Here is a 21342-nt window from a genome sequence, read left to right as displayed (position 1 = left end):
CCTTATGTCGAGCTCTTAGTTATGTGGAGATAAGCACTTTATCACTTGTAATTATAGTGCTTCATCATCGATTATCTCGACATAATTCTTCCGCTATATTAATGAGGCTCATATAGGTTCTCAATCTTTGGACATATTCTTACTCCAAAGATTGAGGAGAATGCTGAGTTCCAATATTTAATACCTGGATTGGAGAGCAGATCTGTGTCTTATTGGTTTCCGGAATTCCTTCAAGAAGGAATATGTTATGCCGAGATAACCGGCGCGTGTTTCCTGCTATTTCAAGCTTATTTAGCATTAACTCGGCATAACAACTAGCTCGGCATAAGGCGGGAATATTTCACCGCTGTTAGCAAATATCATGCTCAATGAACTGGACAAAGAACTGGAAGCAAGAGGGCTGGATTTCGTCCGGTATGCAGACGACCTTATCATCATGGTCGGAAGCAGGCAGGCGGCGGACAGAGTCATGAAGAGCGTTACTCGATTTATAGAGGAAAGGCTCGGACTGAAAGTGAATGCTGAAAAGAGCAAGGTCGATAAGCCAAAGGGAATAAAGTATCTAGGGTTTGGATTTTACTTTGACTCATTTGCCAAAGCATACAAGGCCAGACCGCACCCGAAAGCAGTGGCGAAGTTCAAGGCACAGATGAAGAGACTGACATGCAGAAGCTGGGGAGTGAGCAACTCCTATAAGGTGCTAAAGCTCAACCAGCTAATCCGAGGATGGATAAACTATTTCAGAATCGGGAGCATGAAAGGACTGTGTGTGCGGCTGGACAGTAGCATCAGATACCGTCTGAGGATGTGTATTTGGAAACACTGGAAGACGCCTCAGAACAGAGCCAAGCTCCTGATGATGCTGGATGTACCCCGTTGGGCGGCGTACAAAATCGCGTATTGCGGAAACAGATACGCAAGAATAGCCCATATTGGATGGGTGCATAAAGCAATAAGCAATAAAAGATTAGCCGCCTTCGGGCTAATCTCTATGGTGGACTACTACGCCAAGAGGCGTGCCGCTTGTTAAGTTGATTGAACCGCCGTATGCCGAACGGCTTGTACGGTGGTGTGAGAGGACGGGGGCGCAACGCCCCCTCCTACTCGATTGGCTCTTTCAGGAATATGAAAACGATGAGGCTATTTACGCACCGGCCCGGACGATAAACATGGGTGTGGAAGAAAAATTGATCTTTTCTTCCCGGGACCAGACCCTTTCCCAGAAGGTCTCGTCCGCCTCGGCGCGCAGTCCGAGCTGTCCCAGAATGTCCAGATCCCAGCCCGGTCTGCGGATCCCTGAGAGCGGGATGCGGCGGGCAATGTCTTCCATGATATCGAAGTTTTCCCCGATATTGGCGTCGTGTATGCCTTCCGCTGCGGCGTTGATCCTGTCTGTCTTGTAGGCGGAAAGTGACTCACTGTCGAAAAGATAGGAGTACCAGTTGGCGTCGAAATTGAGCAGGAGCCCGCCGGGCCGCAGGACCCGGGACCACTCCGCGTAGGCCTTTTCCGGATGCGGCAGATTCCATGTCAGGTTCCTGCTGACGATCACGTCGAAAGAATCATCGGGGAAATCCAGTTGTTCCGCATTCATCTCCAGGAAGCGGATCTTTTCCGCGAGGCTTCCGGCATTTCTCCTGGCTTCATCCAGCATGGCGGGTGTCAGATCGACTGCTGTGACACAAAAACCCATTTCAGACAGAAGGATCGCAAAAAAGCCGGGACCTGTCCCGATATCCAGAACATACAGCTCCTCATGGGCTCTGTCCGGGAAATGGTCCATGATCTCATTTTTCAGACAGAATTTCCATTTCTCTCTTTGTTCTGTGGACAGTTCTGTCCGGTTGATTTTGGAATAACCGGCAGACCGTCCGGTCCAGTATTGTCTGTTTTCGGAGAGAATCGTTGAAAGAGACATCTGCTCACCTTTTCCTTCCTGTGCTGCAGGCCGTCAGGCCGGGAAAACATTTCGCTTCTATCGATACAGTAACATCCGCCATACCCTCCCACAACCCGAGTGGGGGGATATAAATAGATATAAAACAGGAAGTTTGCCGATAAGTGACCTTTTTAATCAGGCCTGTCATAAGTCGGGTTGACATAACTTCCTATCCTCCTATGGGGCTTTCTGTGTATCTTTATTGCCCGGTGCGTGTTATTACTCCCTATCCCCCTATGGGGCTTCCGACAGGAAAAAAAGGCATTTACAATAGAATTGTTCATTTTAACCCCGGGGTGGCGGTTCTGTGACCAGCCACTATTGCCGGGGCTTTTTCGAATAATAGAGAAAATGGAGAATACCTTGCATAAATACATTATTCAGCGGCTTCTGCAGCTGATCCCGGTTCTGATCGGCATCACTTTTTTATCCTTTGCCATGATGCGTATAGCCGGGAGCGACGCGATCACGGAGCTGTACGGGGACAAGGGGGCGGTCTCCCAGGAGATCATTGACGCCAAAAGAGCTGAACTCGGGCTGGACAAGCCTTTTCTGACCCAGTATGTCACCTGGCTGGGCAGGATGTTAAGAGGCGATATGGGGACAAGTTATGTGTCAGGTCTGGATGTCTGGGCGACATTTGCGTCCAAACTGCCGGCGACCCTCCTGCTCACGGTATTGTCGATCCTGGCAACGGTCGTGATCTCGATCCCACTGGGGATCCTGGCAGCGGTCTGCCGCGGCCGGGCAGTCGATTATATCCTCCGCTTTATCAGTTTTATCGGAAATTCCCTGCCAAACTTTTTTGTCGCCCTTCTGCTCATGCACCTGCTTTCAATCAGGCTGAAGCTTCTGCCGGTCCTGTCCAACGGCATCTCCCTGCGCAGTGCCCTGATGCCGACGATGACCCTCGCCATTGCCATGTCCTCCAAATACATGAGGCAGGTCAGGGCGGCTGTTCTGGAGGAACTTCAGAAGGACTACGTGACGGGAGCAAAGGCCCGTGGAGTCCGCAGCCGGGTGACATTGTGGAACAGCGTGATCCGGTCTTCTATGCTGACTATCATTACCCTTCTCGCGCTCTCGATCGGGAGTCTTCTGGGAGGAACTGCCATCATCGAGAGCATCTTCATGTGGGACGGCGTGGGCAAGATGGCGGTCGACGCGATCACCATGCGTGATTACCCCCTGATCCAGGCCTATGTCGTCTGGATGGCGGTCATCTATGTGCTGGTCAATCTGGTGACGGATCTTGTCTACCATCTGCTGGATCCGCGCATCCGACTGGGGGTGACCTCCGAATGAAGCAGAATTTTCTCAGTGATCATGATAAAAAAACCGGGCATACAAAGACTTATACAAAGAATTTTAAAGGGATTGGAGCCCGAAAGGGGATGAAAGGAGCCCGGGCAGGCTCTGTCAGGGCCAGGCTGGTTTTTTTCGGCGTCCTGGCAGTGCTTCTGCTGCTGGGATCAGTCTTCAGTGAAGCGCTGGCGCCCTATGATCCCAATCTGCAGGATCTGGCCAACGCGAAGGCAGCACCTTCCGCGGCGCATCTTCTCGGTACGGACCGATACGGGCGGGACATGCTTTCCCGCGTGATCGCCGGAAGCCGGGCGAGCATTTTCTCGACTCTGCTCCTGGTAGCTGTCATCACGGCTGTCGGGACTCTGGTCGGTGTTTTCTGCGGCTGGCACGGGAAGCGGGCGGACACGGTTCTCATGCGTATTTCGGATATTTTCCTGGCATTCCCCGGCCTGGTCTTTGCCATGGCTGTCGCCGGCGTGCTGGGGGGCGGTCTGCAAAATGCGATCATAGCCCTGGCGGCGATCTCCTGGCCCAAATACGCGCGCATAGCGAGAAGCCAGACGCTGGCCCAGCGGGAGACTGCGTATCTGAAGGCTTCAAAGCTTGCCGGGAGCAGTACATTCAGGATCATCTTTGTTCATCTGCTGCCTAATATCATAGGCCCGATTCTGGTCACTTCCATGCTGGACATAGGCACGATGATGATGGAGCTTGCAGGGCTGAGTTTTCTGGGACTGGGCGCCAAGCCTCCCACGGCGGAGTGGGGCAGCATGATGAGCGATGCCAGGAGCCTGATGACGACAGCTCCCTGGGTCGCTTTCTCACCGGGCGCGGCCATTTTCCTTTCCGTCATGGTATTCAATCTTCTCGGGGATACTATCCGCGACTATGCGGACCCCAGGAGCAGGGATCTGTGACATCCGCGGGGACGCCCTGCGGGACGCTTCCGGTGCTGCCCCCGGGAGCAGGGATCTGTAAACAGTACGCAGGGCTCGCAGGAGAGTCCGGCAGCGCGGAGGCTCGATCGATGGGAGAACTTCTCAAATATGAACAGGTGGAAATCAGCTATCGCGGCCTTCCTGTTGTCAGGGATGTCAGTTTTTCTCTCCGTGAAGGAGAGATCCTAGGGGTCGTGGGGGAAAGCGGCTCCGGCAAATCTACTCTGATCCGCGCGGCGATGGGTCTTCTGGGGCCGGCCGGTGCTGTCACGCAGGGGGATATTCTCTACCGGGGACGGAGTCTTCCCGCCCTGACGGCCGAAGAGCTCCGCAGGGTCAACGGCCCGGAGATCGGGATGATCTTTCAGAATTCGGGAAGCTCTTTCTGCCCTGTCCGCACGGTCGGGGCGCAGCTCTATGAGAGCGCGGCGGCCCACGGAAAGGTGTCAAAACAGGATTTTACAGAACATGCCGTCGATTTGCTGCAGAAGATCGGCTTTGAGGATGGAAAGCGTATCCTCGACAGCTATCCCTTTGAGCTTTCCGGAGGTATGCAGCAGAGGGTGGGGATCGCGGCCGCCATGCTCCTGAAGCCCTCCATTCTGCTGGCAGATGAGCCGACTTCGGCCCTGGATGTTTTTGTGCAGAAACAGGTCGTCGAGGAGATGCTACTGCTTCGCAGGACATTCGGGACCTCGATCGTCCTGGTGACACACAACATCGGCCTCGTGGGTGCAATGGCGGACAATGTACTGGTCCTGAAAGACGGTGAGGCGGTGGAATACGGAAAGACACAGCAGGTGCTGCAGGCCCCGGAAAATGCCTACACGAAAAAACTGATGTCCGCCGTCCCGCGTCTGAAGAGACAGAAGAGAGGATAAAGCATGCAGGATGGAAAAACGGAACCGGTTCTGGAGATCCGTGATCTGACAAAAATTTTCAGGCGCAGGGGTCAGACACCCCTGACGGCAGTCGATGGGGTCAGTTTTTCCCTGCTGCCGGGAGAATGTCTCGGGATCATCGGGGAGAGCGGCAGCGGCAAGAGCACGCTCGTCAATATGATCACTCGCCTGATCGACGCGGACAGCGGACAGATCCTGCTAAAGGGCAGGGACATAACCCGTCTGCGCGGGAAAGCGCTGCGCAGCGTTTATTCGGAGATCCAGATGGTCTTTCAGCAGCCGGCGGACTCTTTTGATCCCCGCCGCACGCTGGGGGACGGGATCGGGGAGAGCCTGCGCAACAATGGCTGGTCTGCCGCGGCGGCCCGGGAGGAGACCGCTAAGCTTCTGGACCTGTGTGATCTGCCTGCGGAATTTGCCGGGCGCTATCCGCATGAAGTCAGCGGCGGACAGTGCCAGCGCGCCGCCATCGCCAGGGCTCTGGCCATCCGGCCGTCGATCCTTTTGTGCGATGAGGCCACATCCGCCCTGGATGTCACGGTCCAGCAGGAGATCATGTCCCTGCTGGGGGACCTTCGCAGGCAGCAGGGCAGGAATTTCTCGATTATGTTTATCTGCCATGACATTGCCCTGGTACAGGAATTCTGCGACCGGGTACTGGTGATGTACCAGGGAAGGATCGTGGAGGAAGGAATTCCGGATACAGTCATCCAATGTCCTGCGCACCCGTATACAAAGCGCCTGATCGACAGCATTCTGTAACATTCTGACGCTCTTTATGTAATGAAAAAGTATTTAGATTGAAAAAGACTCCGGATTGAAAAAGGAACGGGACGAAAAGACACGTACAAAAATATCCGCGGAGATCATGAAGAGTACCTGAAATAAGGCGGGAAAGGAGTTGTTGTGAAAAAAAGGGTATTTAAGAAATGGATTCCGGTCCTGGCAGTTCTCTGTCTGACAGCCGGTCTGCTGGCAGGATGCGGCGGATCTTCCGCGGGAGCGGGAAAGAGCACGGCATCTGGTGTGGAGGCAGACGGAGGATCCACACAGGCGGAGAGTACCGGGGATTCTAAACAGGTATCAGACGGCCAAAAGACTATGGTCATCGGCGACACGACCTTCAACGCAGAGAACTGGGAGGAGACAGTCGATCCCCACCGCACCTACAATGGCTGGGCCTGCATCCGCTACGGGATCGGGGAGACACTTGTCCATTATACAGATACCATGGAACTGGAGCCCTGGCTGGCCAAATCCTGGGAAAACGACGGCAATCTGACCTGGACCATCACCCTGCAGGACGATGTGTATTTTTCCAGCGGACGTCTGATGGACGGAGAAGCTGTCAAGGAATGCCTGGAGCATCTGCTCGCCAATCATGACCGGGCTCCGGGAGACACAAAGATCACGGATATTCAGGCGGACGGCCAGGTCCTTACGATCACCACCAGCGAGCCCAACCCGGCGCTGATGAATTACCTGGGGGATCCCTACGGCTGCATCATTGATGTTCAGGCCTCCGATTTTGACAAGGGGATCGTCGCGGGCACAGGTCCCTATGTGGTGACCGATATGAAGACGGACGATCACCTGTCCCTGACCAAAAATGAAAACTACTGGAACGGCACGCCCAAGATCGATAAACTGACCATTCGCACGCTTTCCAACGGGGATACGCTTTCCGCTGCTCTGCAGGCCGGCGACATTGACGCCGCCTACGGAATGGCCTATGAAGCCTATCCGAATTTTGAAAATGACGGTTTCCAGTTCTCCTCCATCTCGACGTCCCGGGCCTTTTTCGCGTCTATGAACATGACGAGCCCTGTTATCCAGGATCCCGCGGTCCGAAAAGCGATTGCCATGGGGATCAATAAGGAGGGCTTTGTGGCTACACTCCTGGAAGGGCACGGAGTGCCCGGAAACGGAGCTTTCCCGGATGGATTCAGCAATTTCGGAGGCGAAAATGTAAAAACAGAGACCTATGATCCGAAAGAGGCTGAAAAGATTCTGGAGGAGGCAGGATGGAAGGATTCCGACGGAGACGGCATCCGTGAGAAGGATGGCAAAAAGCTGACGATCCGCTGGCTGACCTATCCCAGCCGCCAGGAACTTCCCCTGCTGGCTGAGTCCGTACAGGCCTCTCTCAAGGAGATCGGCATCGAGGCCGACATCAACTGTACTGCCAACCGCCGCGAATTTCTTGCGGACATGAACAGCTGGGACATCTACGCTTCGGCCCTGGTCACGGCTCCTTCCGGAGACCCCCAGTACTTTTTCACCACCAGCTGCCTCCCTGGCATGAGCTATAATTTCGGCGCCTATGAAAACGAAAAAGTCACCTCTTTGATCGACCAGCTGGCTACGGAATTCGATCCCGCTAAGAGAGGCGAGATCGCGATAGAACTGCAGCAGCTGATCCTGGATGATAATGCCTATGTATTCTGCTCCTTCCTGGAGATGAATATGATCTCCAGAGCCGGCGTCACCGGCTATACAGCCCACGCCTGCGATTACTATCAGGTCACAGCAGACCTTGATATTGAATAAAAGCTGCCTCCAATAAGAAGCTGCCTCGAATAAGAAGCGGTCTCGAATAAGGAACAACACTTATTTAAAAGAAAACTAAAAAGAAAACTGGAAAGATGATTGAAAAGGAGACTGATTTGAGCACCGGATATGATCCACCTGCTCAGATCAGTCTTCTTCGTTTGCAGGGAAAACAGCTGCGCGGAAAACAGTACAGAAAAAACTTCGAAAATGAATATTGACACAATGTCAGAGCAGATATATAATGCAGCTGTTGACAGGATGTCAGAATAATAAATAAGAATAATAAGCAGCGGAAAACGGAGGAGATTGTAATGAGAAAAGGAACACCGGAACAGGTCGCTCTGAAACGGGAGGAGATCGTGGATGCCTGCGAGCAGCTTTACCAGACGATGAGTTTTCGGGAGATCACACTCAAGGAGATCAGCAAGATCACATCCTTTTCCCGTCCCACGATTTATAACTATTTTGAGACGAAGGAAGAGATTTTTCTGGCACTTTTCAAGCGGGAGTATGACCGTTGGAACGAAGCACTGACTGCAATTCTTGAGGGAAACGGATGGCTGACAAAAGCGCAGCTGGCGGACCGGATCGCCCAGTCCCTGGCAGAAAGGGAACAGCTTTTAAAGCTTCTCTCTATGAACAACTATGACATGGAAGCCAACAGCCGCCAGGAGATGCTGACCTCGTTCAAGCAGTCCTACGGCCGCTCTATGCAGCTTATGTGCATGCTGTTGGAGAAAAACTGCCCGGACATGAGCGCGGCGGACATTCAAAACTTTATCTATACCTTCTATCCCTTTATGTTCGGCATTTATCCCTATACAGCAGTCACGGAGAAGCAGAAGACTGCCATGCGGGAAGCCGGCGTGGACTATGTGTACAAAACCGTTTATGAACTGACCAGCAGCTGCCTGATCCGGCTGCTGGGTAAGTGATTAAATGGGAGAGAGTAAACTAATGACAATAGACAGCAGGCATCAAGGGACAAGCATTAAATAAGAAGCACCAAATAAGAAGCATCAATTGCAAACATCAATTAACAAACATCAGATAACAGGCATTAAAAAGGAGTGTACATCGATGGCAAAGAAAGTCTTGGTGGCAGTGTTTTCCGCCAGCGGCGTAACGAAAAAAGTCGGAAAAGAAATCGCCAGGATCGCAGGAGCGGATTTTCATGAGATCATTCCCGGGGAGATTTATACTTCAGCTGACCTGGACTGGACGGACAAGAAAAGCCGCAGCAGCGTGGAAATGAATGATCCTTCCGCGAGACCTGAGATCGCGAACAGTGTTGCGGATATGGGTTCCTACGACACCGTGATCGTTGGTTTCCCGATCTGGTGGGGGGTGGCTCCCAGGATCATCGAAACCTTCCTGGAAAGCTATGATTTCAGCGGCAAAAAGATCATTCCCTTCTGCACTTCCGGAGGAAGCGGTGTCGGGAAAAGCGATACTGCCCTGCATAAGAATGTGACCGGCGATGTGAAGTGGGCGAAAGGCCGTCAGATCAACCGGCCGAATGAAGCGGAGATCCGGCGCTGGCTGAACGAGGTCCTGTAAGGGATCAAGGATGAGTTGAAAGTTGAAAGGGACCGGCAGAAAGCTGTAAGGATCAGCAGGAAGTCGTAAAGAACCAGCAGAAAGCTGTAAGGATCAGCAGAGAGTCGTAAAGGACCGGCAGAAAGCTGTAAAGGATCAGCAGGAAGGAGCAGAGGAAATCGTCTCATGAAATATACAAAACTGGGCAATTCAGAACTGAATGTTTCCCGGATCTGCATGGGGTGCATGGGATTCGGAGATCCCGGACGGGGACAGCACAGCTGGACCATTGATGAAGACCACACCAGGGAGATCATAAAGCGGGGACTGGAGCTGGGTGTGAACTTTTATGATACGGCGATCGCCTATCAGAGCGGCACCAGTGAGCAGTATGTCGGCCGGGCGCTTCGCGACTTTGCAAAACGTGAGGATGTAGTTGTAGCCACCAAGTTTCTTCCGAGGACCCAGGATGAGATCGAGAGCGGCATCAGCGGTCAGCAGCACATTGAAAACATGATCGATACGAGTCTTCAGAACCTGGGCATGGATTATGTAGATCTCTATATCTATCACATGTGGGACTGGCAGACGCCGATCGAGGATATCATGGACGGACTGAACCGGATCGTGAAAGAAGGCAAGGCCAGATATATCGGCATCTCCAACTGTTTTGCCTGGCAGATCGCAAAGGCGAATGCCCTGGCGGAAAAGGAGGGTTTTGCAAAGTTTGTTTCCATCCAGGGGCATTACAACCTGATCTTCCGCGAGGAGGAGCGGGAAATGGTCCCCTACTGCGATGAGGAGAACATTGCCCTCACGCCCTACAGCGCACTGGCTTCCGGAAGGCTTTCCAGACTTCCCGGGGAAGGCGGAACAAAACGGGCGGAGGAAGATGCCTATGCGAAGTTTAAGTATGACGCAACAGCTGCCCAGGACAATGTGATCATCGCCCGAGTAGCGGAGCTGGCCAAAAAGCGCGGTGTGACAATGACAGAAGTCTCCCTTGCCTGGCTGCTCACAAAGGTGACATCCCCCGTGGCCGGTGCCACGAAGCTGCATCATATCGAAGGCGCCGCGAGAGCAGTGGATCTGGTCCTTTCTCAGGAAGAGATCCTCTATCTCGAGGAACCCTATGTGCCCCACCCGCTGGCGGGTGTCATGGCGCAGAACAAGCCCTCGGCAGCAAAAGAAAAACATGTCTGGTCCACCGGTGATCAGAAGATTGGGAAGTAAGGAGGGAAAACCTGGCATCCTGCAAGGGTGCCGGCAAGTCAGGTATCTGCAGCAAAAACCGATGCAGTAAGGAGGAAAGAAGAAATGAGTGAAAAAATCGTGCAGACTGCGGGAAGAAACCAGCTGGGAGAATTCGCGCCCATGTTTGCGCATCTCAACGACGATGTGCTCTTCGGAGAAGTATGGAATGAGGAAGCTGTCGACGTAAAGACAAAATGCATCATCACAGTGGTGTCCCTGATGGCTTCCGGTATCACAGATTCCTCCCTGACCTATCATCTTCAGAATGCTAAGGCCCATGGAGTGACGAAGGAGGAGATCGCTGCGATCATCACCCATGCGACTATGTACGTGGGCTGGCCCAAGGGATGGGCGGTCTTCCGTCTGGCGAAGGAAGTCTGGAATGAAGAAGAACCCGGGGTGACAGAAAAAGACAGATTTCAGAACACGATCTTTTTCCCGATCGGCGAGCCGAATCCTTACGGGGAGTTTTTCAAAGGACAGAGTTATCTGGCGCCGCTGTCCACAGAGCAGGTCCCGGTCTTCAATGTGACCTTTGAGCCCGGATGCCGCAACAACTGGCATATCCATCATGCAAAGAGCGGCGGCGGACAGATGCTGATCTGTGCCGGCGGCAGAGGCTTTTATCAGGAATGGGGAAAAGAAGCTGTTGAAATGACACCCGGCACAGTAATTAACATTCCTGCGAATGTAAAACACTGGCATGGTGCAGCTCCGGACTCCTGGTTCTCCCACCTTGCGATTGAAGTGGCAGGGGAGGATGCAGGCACAGAGTGGCTGGAAGCAGTAAATGAAGAAGATTACAACAGACTGAAATAATCGGGCTTGAAGAGAGAGGTACTTTGTTGACTGGCCATTACCTGAAGGCAATAGGTTTTTGTTTAAGTAAAGCGAAAGGGTAAATTTATGAAAAGAATAATTCCGATACTCATGACAGTCCTTATGTTTGCGATGCTCACAGCCTGCGGCAGTAATTCGCAGCCTGGAACAAGCAGCGCACCGGCAGAAACCACAGATCTTACAGCTGATGCAGCTTCCGAAGAGCCGGAAACAATGACTGAGGGAACAACTGAGGAAACTGCTGAGGATTCCAGTCTCTCATCCGAGGAGGCTTCCACTGCCGTGACCGAAGCTGAGACGGCAGCGCATTCTGATGTCCTGGTGGCATTCTTCTCAGCGACCGGCACCACAAAGGGTGTGGCGGAGCGGATCGCTTCCGTGACCGGAGGAAACCTGTATGAGATCCTGGCAGCGGAGCCTTATTCCTCCGATGATCTGAACTATAACGACCAGAGCAGCCGTACTACGAAAGAGCAGAATGATAAGAGCGTGCGCCCTGAGATCGGCAGCGGAGACCTCTCCCTTGAGGGCTTCACAACTGTCTACCTTGGTTTTCCCATCTGGTGGGGCGAGGAGCCTCGCATCCTGGATACATTTGTTGAGAAGTACAATTTTGAAGGCATCACGGTGATCCCTTTCTGCACATCCGGCAGCAGCGGCATCGGCCGGAGCGGCTCCAACATGGAGGCTCTGGCAGGCACCGGCACCTGGCTGGAAGGAAAGCGTTTTGACGGAGATGTAACTGAAGAAGAGCTTCAGTCCTGGATCGAGGGATTGAAGTAAACATCATTCCCTGCAGGAAACGACATCTTCCTGCAGGGAATGAAATTTTCTAAGAAAAATGGAGGGACGGTACCTTGTCCAGACTCAGAACGAGCAACATAATGAAACGAATCGTGGATGCAGCCATGACTGTCCTCCTCCTCTGTCTCATGGCCTATCAGGTGACGGGAGAGATGGCGCATGAATGGACCGGTGTAAGCATGGCGGTGCTTGTCATCATCCATCAGATCCTGAACCGGAAATGGTACGGCGCGCTGCGCAAGGGGAAATACAGCCTTTATCGGGCCGTATCTACTGTACTGAATATCCTGCTCCTGGTCTGTTTTGCCCTGACTGCATTTTGCGGTATGTCCATGAGCAGCTATGCGGTTCCCTTCCTTTACGGGATGGCGCCGGTCTCTTTTGTCCGCAGGATGCATCTCTCTATGTCCCACTGGGCCTTTGTGCTGATGGGCCTTCACCTGGGAATGCACATCCCGGCCATGACAGCAGGGCTGAGATTAAGAACCGGGACCAGGACTGTCCTTGCCTGCATTTTTGCCTGTATCGGAGGGTCTGGTCTCTATCTCTTTCTTCGGAACAACATGCCGGACTACCTGTTTTTCCGGGTCCCTTTTGCGTTCCTGGACTATGATAAAGCCGGCTGGTTTGTATTTTTTGAAAATATCCTGATGCTTTTATTCTGGGTTTTTATCGGCACGCAGGCTGCGCAGATCTGCAGGAATGCGGCACAGAAAGCGGCCGTTAAAAAGAATCCGCTGCTGCCGGTCGTTTTTATAATGGCGGCGGTTATCATCGGGATCATGCTTCAGCTTGCGCTTCCGTCTGGAGACAGGGCGGAATCTTTCGGGAATGCAGACTGGAATCCGTCCCAGGCAGAGGACGCTTCCGGGAATGCGGCCGGGAGTGCGATGCAGGCAGAGGGCGCTTCCGGGAATGCGGAAGGGAGTGAGATGCAGGCAGAGGACGCTTCCGGGAATGCGGCCGGGAGTGCGATGCAGGCGGAGGGCGCTTCCGGGAAGGCGGAAGGGAGTGCACAGCAGGCAGAGACCGCACAGAACGGTGAATCTGACAAAACGCTGAATAGTACTCAGGACAAGGACAGCACCCGGGACAGTACCCGGGACAGCGCGAAGGAGGAAGTATTGGACAATAAAGATGCAGAGAAGCAGGACCTGAAGGCTGTGGATGACGGATTTGTACTGATCCAGAGCGGCACCTTCCTGATGGGCAGTCCGGAAACGGAAAATTGGAGGATCGATGATGAAACGCAGCATGAAGTCAAGGTTTCTTCGTTTTACATCGACCCTTATGAAACTACACAGGCAGAATATGTCCGGCTGATGGGAGAAAATCCGGCCACATTTACCGGAGATGATCTTCCTGTTGAAAATATCTCCTGGCTGGAGGCTGTCCAATATGCCAATGAGAAAAGTGTGGATAAGGGACTTACACCGGTTTATACTATTACAGATAAAGGCGTAACATGGGATCTTGCCGCAGAAGGCTATCGTCTCCCGACGGAGGCGGAATGGGAGTATGCCTGCCGGGCCGGTACCGTGACTCCCTTTAATACAGAAAGTTCCTTAAGTGCGGAAGAGGCAAATTTCTACGGTCATTATCCCTACGAGATTGAAGAAAACTACTTCGATAACTCCGCTCTTGAGGCAAAACCCGGGGAATACCGGCAGACTACTCTGGCTGTCGGAAGCTTTGAACCAAATACCTGGGGCCTCTATGACATGCACGGCAATGTCAATGAGTGGTGCTGGGATCATTACGGAACCTATGATGCTGCTGACGCAGAGGATCCGACAGGGGCGGCATCCGGGACAAGGCATATCTATCGCGGCGGCGGATGGAACGACTTTGCCAAGAACATGCGCAGCGCTTACCGCGCTGCCGGCCAGGAAGATATGAAAAGCTTCAACCTCGGTGTGCGCCTCGTGAGAAATGCGGATGACAGCCGCTCCGGACTTGTGACGGCCGGAGAAAAGTCTCTGCAGGCAGAGACAGGCGGGAAAATCCTGATCGCCTATTTTTCCTGGAGCGGGAATACACGGGGGATCGCAGGAGAGATCCAGTCCCAGACAGGCGCCGACCTTTTTGAGATCTCACCCGTTCATCCCTACTCCACGGATTACAATACTGTCCTGATGGAAGCACAGGAGGATCAGCACAAACAGGCGAGACCTGAGCTTTCCAACCATGTTCCGAACATGGATGATTATGATATCATCCTGCTGGGCTATCCGAACTGGTGGGCCTCCATCCCGATGCCGATCGCTTCTTTCCTTGAGGAATATGACTTCTCCGGGAAAACGATCATTCCCTTCTGTTCTCACGGCGGCGGCAGATTCGGACAGAGTCTGACAGCGATCGCGAAGCTGGCCCCGGATTCCGTTCTGGGCGAGGGACTGTCGGTCCATTATTCCGGCGGATCATCACTCTCCTCTGATGTGGCGGCATGGCTGAAGGAAAACGGGTTAACCAGATAACAGCAAACAGGAAACAGAAGAAAAGAACGGGCAGCCTGAGCAGGAATCCTAAACAGGAATGAGGCAGTAAATGAAAAAGAAAACCAGTGGATTTTACGAAATACTCTTGGCAGTTATCATCGTACTTCTTCTCCTTCTCCCACATCTGATCGGAACGGTATCTGTTATTGATGAGACCGAAGGGGTGGATGAAAATGGCTGCCCGGTTACCTCAATGACTCTGAAAGATCTGGAGGCGTCCGGCACCAGATTCGGGTCTCTGACTATTCATGAGTGGGAGACGGAGATCCTGAAACGCTTCCCCGAAGGGAAGGTCCATTTTTATAATTCCCTGTCGAACAGCTATGCCGCGCTCGAAGCCGGTGAGGTCGATGCGGCGGTGGGATTCATCGATGAGAGGCAGACCCTGGCAACTACCCACCCGCATCTTGCCTTTATCGAAGAGCCCTTTACTGTTGTGGACTTCGGTTTTGCGACTCAGAAGAGTGAAAAGGGAAAGATCCTGTGCAAAGAACTGAACCGGTATCTGACCGATCTCAAGAAGAGCGGTGAGTATGACGCGCTCCGCCAAAAGTGGGAGGATCCCGGCCGGGCCGGCGACGTCATGGGCGAATACAGTTTTTCTGGTGAGAAGGGGAAACTGCGGGTCGTGACCGGAGGCCTGTGGACGCCGATGACATATTATCAGGGTGAAACCCTCACTGGCGAGTTCATAGAGATCATAAACGGATTCTGTGCTGCGGAGGGCTATATTCCTCAGTATGAGACTGTGGACTTTTCCGCGGAACTCACAGGACTGGCTTCAGGCACCTATGATATCTGCGCGGATTCGGTCACCTACTCTGAAGAACGGCTTGCGAGCATCTATATCACAGATCCTTTGATGGCAGACGAATACTATATGATCGTCAGACGGGAGCCTGTGCTGAAACAAGTCTCCAAAGCTTCTGTGTTTCTTAAAAATATTTCTGACAGCATCCGGCGTACATTCGTGACAGAAGACCGGTATAAGGTCCTGCTTTCCGGACTCAGGGTGACGATTCTCCTGTCTTTGATCGCAGGGGTTCTGGGAACAGCCCTGGGCGGGCTGATCTGTTTTTTGCGCACGCGCAGGAATCCCTATGTCAGTGCATTTGCCAGTCTGTATATCCGGATCTTCCAGGCGCTCCCCGTTGTAGTATTGCTGCTTGTTCTGAATTATATCGTCCTGCGCAAAAGCGGACTGGGCGCCTTCTGGATCTGCGCCATCACATTTTCCATCGAATTCTCCGCCTACTGCTCGGAGATTTTCCGGAGCGGTATCGAAGCTGTGCCGCCCGGGCAGATCAAAGCCGCGACGGCGCTCGGCTTTGGAAAGCTCCAGACCTTTCAGAAGGTGATCTGGCCCCAGGCTCTGGTCCATTTCCTGCCCTCCTACAGCGGACAGGTGATCGCCACAGTAAAAATGACAGCTGTCGCGGGTTACATTTCCGTCATTGACCTCACCAAGGCTTCGGATATCATCCGCTCCAGAACCTACGAAGCATTTTTCCCGCTTTTTTTGACTTCTCTGATTTATTTCATTCTCTGTTCCCTTTTGACATGGCTTCTCCGGTTTCTGTCGAAAAAGGTTCATCCGGAACAGAGATCTGTCAAAAAAGAGATCGTGGAAACTGTCAGGGCCTTCAAGCCGGATGCCAATATGGAACATGAGCAGCCGGTCAGTCCGGAAAAGGAGGAGGCAGAGGAACCGCTCATCAGAATTGAACATCTGAGGAAGAGCTTTGGGGATGTGACGCCCGTCAAAGATGTGAGCTGCGATATTTTCAAACAGGATGTGATCTCGGTCATCGGCCCGTCCGGGACAGGCAAAAGCACCCTGCTGAATCTGGTGAATCACCTGGAGCAGGCGGATGAAGGAAGGATCCTGTTTGAAGGGCAGGATACCTTTGGAAAAGGCTATAACGTAAATCAGATGAGAGAGCAGATCGGGATGGTGTTCCAGTCCTTCAACCTGTTTTCCCACCTGACGGTCATTGAGAACCTCATGCTGGCCCAGACGCTGCTTTTAAAGCGGGACCGCATAGAAGCCTGCGAAAAAAGTATGGAGCTTCTGCAGATGGTCGGTCTGGCCGACAAGGCGCTCAGCCTTCCGGCTCAGCTTTCCGGAGGACAGCAGCAGAGAGTCGCCATTATCCGGGCTGTCGCCATGGATCCCAAGATCATCCTCTTTGATGAGCCGACTTCCGCCCTGGATCCCACCATGGTCCAGGAGGTGCTTTCGGTCATCAAAAAACTCGCCGGGGAAGGTCTGACGATGCTGATCGTCACCCACGAGATGCATTTTGCCAGAGATGTTTCCAACCGCGTATTTTTCATGGACGAGGGAATCATCTATGAAGAGGGCACTCCGGAAGAGATCTTTAACGCGCCGAAAAAGGACAAGACCCGTCAGTTTATCAACCGACTGCAGGTGCTTGAAATGATGATCGGGAAAGCCGGATTTGACACGGCAGAGCAGTTTGCCAGGATCGAGCAGTTCGGATTGAGGCATATGATCAGCAGAAGAATCGTGAACAGGATGCTGACTGTGGTGGAGGAATTCTGCATACAGGTTATCCTTCCGATGCTGGACAGGGACAGCGAGATCCGGCTGGTATTTGAGTACAGTGATGAAGACGGGGGCAGTGTGGATATGGAAGTGATGTACGCCGGCAGAGACCAGAATCCCCTGGAGACAGGCGATGCGCTCTGTATGGCTCTGACCCGGCACGCCTGCCAGACACTGAACTGGGAGTATCAGGACGGGGTCTGCAGGATAAAGGGCAGACTTGTGCATTCTTCCTGACTGCTTATCCCCGGATACCCGTTTTAACTGAAAACTGATAGAACGAACAAAGCCCTGTCAAAACTGACAGGGCTTTTGAAAATTGGGGACTCATTCAAAACATACAGTTCAAAACATACAGTTCAAAACATGCAGTTCAAAATATGCAGGCCCGGGAGCAGACAGATAAACATGGTCACATATGGTCACATACCATATTCTTTAAGGAGCTCCAGCGCAGTCTGGTAGGCCTTTTCCGCGGCGGCATTCCCGGTCATCTGCTTCCGGCATATTTCATCCTGCAGGGCGCTCATGGATTCGGCAATATGCCTGGCGGCGGATTTATCCTTCCTGGCGATATGTTCCAGAGCGGTAGAAACCCAGTAGAAGGAATTGTGCCAGCCTTCAGGATAGATTCCCCATAAGCCGTATTCCGTTGCGTAATACAGGCCCTCTGCCGGCTTTTCCTCCGCATATTCGGGCATCTCTGTACCGGCCCGGTATGGAGCGGAGACGTCGGTTGTCAGCATAGGCAGGTAGGGAACAAAGGCACTGTACAGGGGATCGCCCATGGAGATCCATTCCACGGTATCGTCCTTCCCTGCCCCTTTGATCTGGAACAGGTGGGTCTCGAGACTGCGGTGTTTGCTGATGGGCGGCCGCCTGAAAAGCTCCATTGCGTCCCGTATACTCAGCTTTCTATCCGCCACGATCCCGGTATAGGGAGGGACGGTGTTCCCCTTTGCGTCGACATTGGAAATCCTGAAATCCCTGCTGTCAATATCCCCTGCCTTCATATTTGTTGGCCAGGCGGCCTCAGAAGACAGAAAGTTCAATGCGGCAGAAAGACGGGAATAGTTCGAATCATAGGGATCTTCATAAGAGGCTGCAAGATCGATAATTCGGGCGTCCGCATCGCCTTTGAAGGTTCCTGCCCTGACAGCTGTTTCAATCAGTTTGTCCGAAGCGAGGATGTTTTCCGTGTCATCCAGATCAACCAGACCGATGATCGAGATGTTCGGACAGACAAACAGAAGATCCTCATTCAGCTTTACAGCGGCGTACTGGGTTCCGCTCAGGCTCTCAATATACCAGGTTTCCTCGGCATCTCCCACGATCACACTGCCGGCGCTGCAGCCTCCTGTCGTAGACAAAATCTCTGTGAGGAGCTCTATTGCCTCCCTGGCTGTGGCCGCCTCGCTCAGCAGGATCGTCGGAATTTCGGCTTCTTCAATGCCTGATTCGGTATTGAACGGATCGACAGATACAATACTTTCTTTGCTTTCAAGAGTTTCAGTGGCCGAAACACTCAGGCCTTTTTCGTTTGTCCCTGCCGCCTGATAAGGCGTATGTTCATGAGTACCTTCGCAGTCCGGGCACACACCCTGCGAGTTGTCGTCGCAGAAGGCAGTATATCTGTAGCTGTCATGCGTGAAGGTCCATTTGAAACCGTAGCAGCCCAGATATTTTTCTCCGGCTTTGTGGACTCCGGAGGGAACTGCATCAAAAAGCTTTGGCATGCCCATGTCGGAATAATATTCCTCCAGACGTCCGAAAACAGTACTCCCATCGTCGGTCAGATGAGAACCGATATAGATTTCCGTGCAGGCAAAAGCACGGACCGGGTTAAGGAAAACGGCCAGAACAGCCAGGACTGTCAGGAATTTCTTTATGTTTATTTTTAAATCTGTTTTCGAATTAATTTTTGAATTTGTTTTTGAATTTGTTTTCGAACTTATTTCCAAATATATTTTCGAATTATTTTTCAAGGCGGTACTCCTTAAGCGGAAATATACCATTGGCAACAGCATCCCTTAAACTTGTTGATGTTCAGGGGATGAAAATATAATACACCAATTTGTTACCGTAAAAAAGGAAACGATTTTAAAAACATTGTACGTTAACGAAATGCCGCTACAGTACACGCCCTATCGAGGGCGTGTACTGTAACTTGCGAAAATCCCATTCCAAATCGCTTCGCGATGGGGTTTTCGCCGTTCCACTCGGTTTTTTCGCGAAAAAGCCGCAAAAAACGCCTCGAATTTCGAGGGGGTCTGTACGGTAACGAAATGTCGTCAAAGAAATAGAATCGCTTTTTATAATTGGAACGCAAAAACCTCCGAGTCCGGCCAACGGGCGGCAAATAGCAATCGGTCCGGTTTACAAGGCATCTCCGCAGACTGTTTTCCTTGTCATTTGACAAGAAAATTGCTAAAATTTAATTATAGTGAACGACAAAAATGATTTCGAGGTGATGACATATGGAAGAATCAAAGATCTGGACGCAATTGTGTGATCTGCGTCACCTGGACTGGACGAAGACACGCCGCTCCTCCGGAACCGCAGGTTCATTTCTGAAAGCCTCGGAAAAAACAGGAGGAATACACTGGTATTACAAACTGTCAGACTATGACTCCTTCCGTGGAATCGTCGGACATGAATGTGTCAATGAGATTATTGCAGACAGACTCCTGACCTTACTGAAGATCCCGCATCTCCAATACCAGCTGATCCACGCTGAAATTGTTATTGACGGTGAGGAGTACATAACATGGCTCTGCAGATCCGCTGATTTTAAAAAAAGCGGCGAGAGTAAGATCGCGCTGGATGCTTATTATCAGATGGAGAGACTGTCCGGGGAAAGCCCGTTGGATTTCTGCATCCGGCAGGGATGGGAGGAATATATTTATCAGATGCTGATCGTCGATTTCCTGGTTTTAAACCGGGACCGGCACGGCGCCAACATGGAGGTTCTGCGTAATCGTATGCAAAAAACAGTGCACCTTGCGCCTCTGTTTGATCATGGATTATCTTTATATTTTTCCGCACACAAGGAAGAACAGCTGGCTGGCGCAGATCCCCTGTCAGACAAGAGAATCCAGTGCTTCGTGGGGTCAAATTCGGCAGCCGACAACCTCCGGCTGATCCCCTGTGAACACCGCAGGCTGCCCGGACGCCTGAAAAAAGAATCCAGAGAGTATCTTCTTAACGGTCTGGAGGATGCGCTTCCGGCTCAATGGAGAGACGCGATCTGGGAAATGGTGTGGAAAAGATGGGAGTATTATGAAGATTTTTGCAATTCGTGACGCGTCCATCGCGAAGGATCGCGATCTGGGATGGCTGCTCTATTATCCGGTTTCAGATGAATATCATATAGAAATCTGCGATGGAGTGGATGAATGGGAGGCCCCGCTTCTCATTTCTTCCTTTGTGAAGCGGGGCAAAAAAAGTCTCGATCCCGGATCCAGCAGGCTTTGGGCGGAACTCAGGATCATTCCTCCGGATCGCCAGAATCTGGGGATGATCCTGCGGGCCAACGGCCTCAGAGAATACGATCCCTTCCGCCTTCTGGTTCTTGCGGAAGGCCGCTGCGCCCAGGATGACTGTTTTCTCGTACCCTTAAAAGAAGGCAGCCTCCCGGCAGAGTTGAACCGGCGTCTGCAGCAGACGATCCTTTCCTGTATTCCGGCGGATATGCCTGTCCCGGCTTATGGTGGTCCTCCGGCGGATATGCCTGTTCCGGCTGATGGAAACCCTCCGGCAGAAGGCACCGGGTTCCTCTTCTTTTTCCGCGACGGGATGGTCAGACGTATTTCTGCGGAAGATCTGCTTGCAGATTACAACCGGCAGCAGAGCAGGATGGAACGTCTCGCCTGCTATTACAGGGAGATCACCCGGCTTTCTCCGGAAGCCGGCGGGCACGGTGTGAGAATCAACGAAAAATGGCGTTTATCTTCGGAAGACCTTCGCAGAAAAGGCAGTCTCCTGCCTGTTACCAACAGGGATTTTTATACATATATACAGGATAACATAATCGATACATCTACAGCAGCCTCTCTCCTGCGTTGCTCCAGGCAGAATATTCTGGATCTGGTAAAACGCGGAAAACTGAAGCCGGTTCTGACACTGAAAAACAATTACCTTTTTCTGAGGGAAGAGATTTTTCGATGAAGATTCAAGACTCGCTTGCGAGTCTTGTGTG

17 protein-coding genes are annotated in these 21342 nt (G+C 52.3%); 15 read left to right on the top strand and 2 right to left on the bottom strand.

Going from position 1 to position 21342, the window contains the following annotated elements; genetic code table 11:
* Positions 1-337: 337 nt before the first annotated feature.
* Positions 338-1030, top strand: coding sequence for a group II intron maturase-specific domain-containing protein (locus tag BLT02_RS02655; protein ID WP_347474873.1), 693 nt, complete (start codon positions 338-340; stop codon positions 1028-1030).
* A gap of 114 nt (positions 1031-1144) precedes the next feature.
* Here BLT02_RS02655 and BLT02_RS02650 read toward each other — a convergent pair whose 3' ends face one another.
* Complete coding sequence (locus BLT02_RS02650) at positions 1145-1918, bottom strand: class I SAM-dependent methyltransferase (RefSeq protein WP_092991309.1); 774 nt, start codon at positions 1916-1918, stop codon at positions 1145-1147.
* Between the two features lie 384 nt (positions 1919-2302).
* On the opposite strand from BLT02_RS02650, the gene BLT02_RS02645 reads away from it, so the two are divergent.
* From BLT02_RS02645 to BLT02_RS18080, 12 genes are all read left to right on the top strand, one after another.
* The gene (locus tag BLT02_RS02645; RefSeq protein WP_092991325.1) at positions 2303-3244 is read left to right on the top strand and encodes an ABC transporter permease; all 942 of its coding nucleotides are present in this window, start codon (positions 2303-2305) and stop codon (positions 3242-3244) included.
* Entirely contained in the window at positions 3241-4164 is a 924-nt protein-coding gene (gene nikC, locus BLT02_RS02640) for a nickel transporter permease (protein ID WP_347474868.1), read from the top strand. The genes BLT02_RS02645 and nikC overlap by 4 nt, the downstream gene beginning before the upstream one ends.
* A gap of 110 nt (positions 4165-4274) precedes the next feature.
* Positions 4275-5066, top strand: a complete 792-nt coding sequence (locus BLT02_RS02635) for an ABC transporter ATP-binding protein (RefSeq protein WP_092991323.1) — start codon at positions 4275-4277, stop codon at positions 5064-5066.
* A 3-nt stretch (positions 5067-5069) separates the two neighbouring features.
* Entirely contained in the window at positions 5070-5849 is a 780-nt protein-coding gene (locus BLT02_RS02630; protein WP_092991308.1) for an ABC transporter ATP-binding protein, read from the top strand.
* A gap of 144 nt (positions 5850-5993) precedes the next feature.
* Entirely contained in the window at positions 5994-7637 is a 1644-nt protein-coding gene (locus BLT02_RS02625; RefSeq protein ID WP_092991307.1) for an ABC transporter substrate-binding protein, read from the top strand.
* A 314-nt stretch (positions 7638-7951) separates the two neighbouring features.
* The gene (locus BLT02_RS02620; RefSeq protein ID WP_092991306.1) at positions 7952-8575 is read left to right on the top strand and encodes a TetR/AcrR family transcriptional regulator; all 624 of its coding nucleotides are present in this window, start codon (positions 7952-7954) and stop codon (positions 8573-8575) included.
* A gap of 145 nt (positions 8576-8720) precedes the next feature.
* Positions 8721-9200 carry a flavodoxin gene (locus BLT02_RS02615; RefSeq protein WP_092991305.1) on the top strand — a complete coding sequence of 160 codons (480 nt, stop codon included), beginning with the start codon at positions 8721-8723 and terminating at the stop codon, positions 9198-9200.
* Positions 9201-9365: 165 nt separating this feature from the next.
* Positions 9366-10412, top strand: coding sequence for an aldo/keto reductase (locus BLT02_RS02610; protein ID WP_092991304.1), 1047 nt, complete (start codon positions 9366-9368; stop codon positions 10410-10412).
* Positions 10413-10496: 84 nt separating this feature from the next.
* On the top strand, positions 10497-11252 hold the full coding sequence (locus tag BLT02_RS02605; protein WP_092991303.1) for a carboxymuconolactone decarboxylase family protein: 756 nt from the start codon (positions 10497-10499) through the stop codon (positions 11250-11252).
* An 87-nt stretch (positions 11253-11339) separates the two neighbouring features.
* Positions 11340-12056: a flavodoxin gene (locus BLT02_RS02600; RefSeq protein ID WP_092991302.1), complete on the top strand. Its 717-nt coding sequence runs from the start codon at positions 11340-11342 to the stop codon at positions 12054-12056.
* Positions 12057-12130: 74 nt separating this feature from the next.
* Positions 12131-14554 (top strand): flavodoxin, encoded by a 2424-nt coding sequence (locus BLT02_RS16730; RefSeq protein WP_139187375.1) that lies wholly within the window; start codon positions 12131-12133, stop codon positions 14552-14554.
* Positions 14555-14624: 70 nt separating this feature from the next.
* Positions 14625-17381, top strand: coding sequence for an ABC transporter permease subunit (locus tag BLT02_RS18080; protein WP_092991301.1), 2757 nt, complete (start codon positions 14625-14627; stop codon positions 17379-17381).
* A gap of 185 nt (positions 17382-17566) precedes the next feature.
* Here the strand turns inward: BLT02_RS18080 and BLT02_RS02585 are convergent, their stop codons facing one another.
* Positions 17567-19129: a C69 family dipeptidase gene (locus BLT02_RS02585; RefSeq protein ID WP_175453658.1), complete on the bottom strand. Its 1563-nt coding sequence runs from the start codon at positions 19127-19129 to the stop codon at positions 17567-17569.
* A 492-nt stretch (positions 19130-19621) separates the two neighbouring features.
* On the opposite strand from BLT02_RS02585, the gene BLT02_RS02580 reads away from it, so the two are divergent.
* A complete protein-coding gene (locus BLT02_RS02580; protein WP_092991299.1) occupies positions 19622-20446 on the top strand; it encodes a HipA domain-containing protein in 825 nt (274 codons plus the stop codon).
* The gene (locus tag BLT02_RS17670; protein WP_242869681.1) at positions 20424-21311 is read left to right on the top strand and encodes a hypothetical protein; all 888 of its coding nucleotides are present in this window, start codon (positions 20424-20426) and stop codon (positions 21309-21311) included. Before BLT02_RS02580 ends, BLT02_RS17670 begins: the two co-directional genes overlap by 23 nt.
* The last annotated feature ends 31 nt before the right edge of the window (positions 21312-21342 follow it).

The sequence above is a fragment of the Sarcina sp. DSM 11001 genome (genome assembly GCF_900101015.1).
Lineage (GTDB): Bacteria > Bacillota > Clostridia > Lachnospirales > Lachnospiraceae > CAG-791.
Note: the sequence above shows the minus strand (reverse complement) of the source record. Positions and strands in the feature narration are given on the sequence as shown.

Coding starts and splice junctions, on each gene's coding strand:
- BLT02_RS02650 (WP_092991309.1), bottom strand. CDS start 1,918: ATGTCTCTTTCAACGATTCTCTCCGAAAACAGACAATACTGGACCGGA.
- nikC (WP_347474868.1), top strand. CDS start 3,241: ATGAAGCAGAATTTTCTCAGTGATCATGATAAAAAAACCGGGCATACA.
- BLT02_RS02635 (WP_092991323.1), top strand. CDS start 4,275: ATGGGAGAACTTCTCAAATATGAACAGGTGGAAATCAGCTATCGCGGC.
- BLT02_RS02630 (WP_092991308.1), top strand. CDS start 5,070: ATGCAGGATGGAAAAACGGAACCGGTTCTGGAGATCCGTGATCTGACA.
- BLT02_RS02620 (WP_092991306.1), top strand. CDS start 7,952: ATGAGAAAAGGAACACCGGAACAGGTCGCTCTGAAACGGGAGGAGATC.
- BLT02_RS02615 (WP_092991305.1), top strand. CDS start 8,721: ATGGCAAAGAAAGTCTTGGTGGCAGTGTTTTCCGCCAGCGGCGTAACG.
- BLT02_RS02610 (WP_092991304.1), top strand. CDS start 9,366: ATGAAATATACAAAACTGGGCAATTCAGAACTGAATGTTTCCCGGATC.
- BLT02_RS02605 (WP_092991303.1), top strand. CDS start 10,497: ATGAGTGAAAAAATCGTGCAGACTGCGGGAAGAAACCAGCTGGGAGAA.
- BLT02_RS02600 (WP_092991302.1), top strand. CDS start 11,340: ATGAAAAGAATAATTCCGATACTCATGACAGTCCTTATGTTTGCGATG.
- BLT02_RS18080 (WP_092991301.1), top strand. CDS start 14,625: ATGAAAAAGAAAACCAGTGGATTTTACGAAATACTCTTGGCAGTTATC.
- BLT02_RS02580 (WP_092991299.1), top strand. CDS start 19,622: ATGGAAGAATCAAAGATCTGGACGCAATTGTGTGATCTGCGTCACCTG.
- BLT02_RS17670 (WP_242869681.1), top strand. CDS start 20,424: ATGAAGATTTTTGCAATTCGTGACGCGTCCATCGCGAAGGATCGCGAT.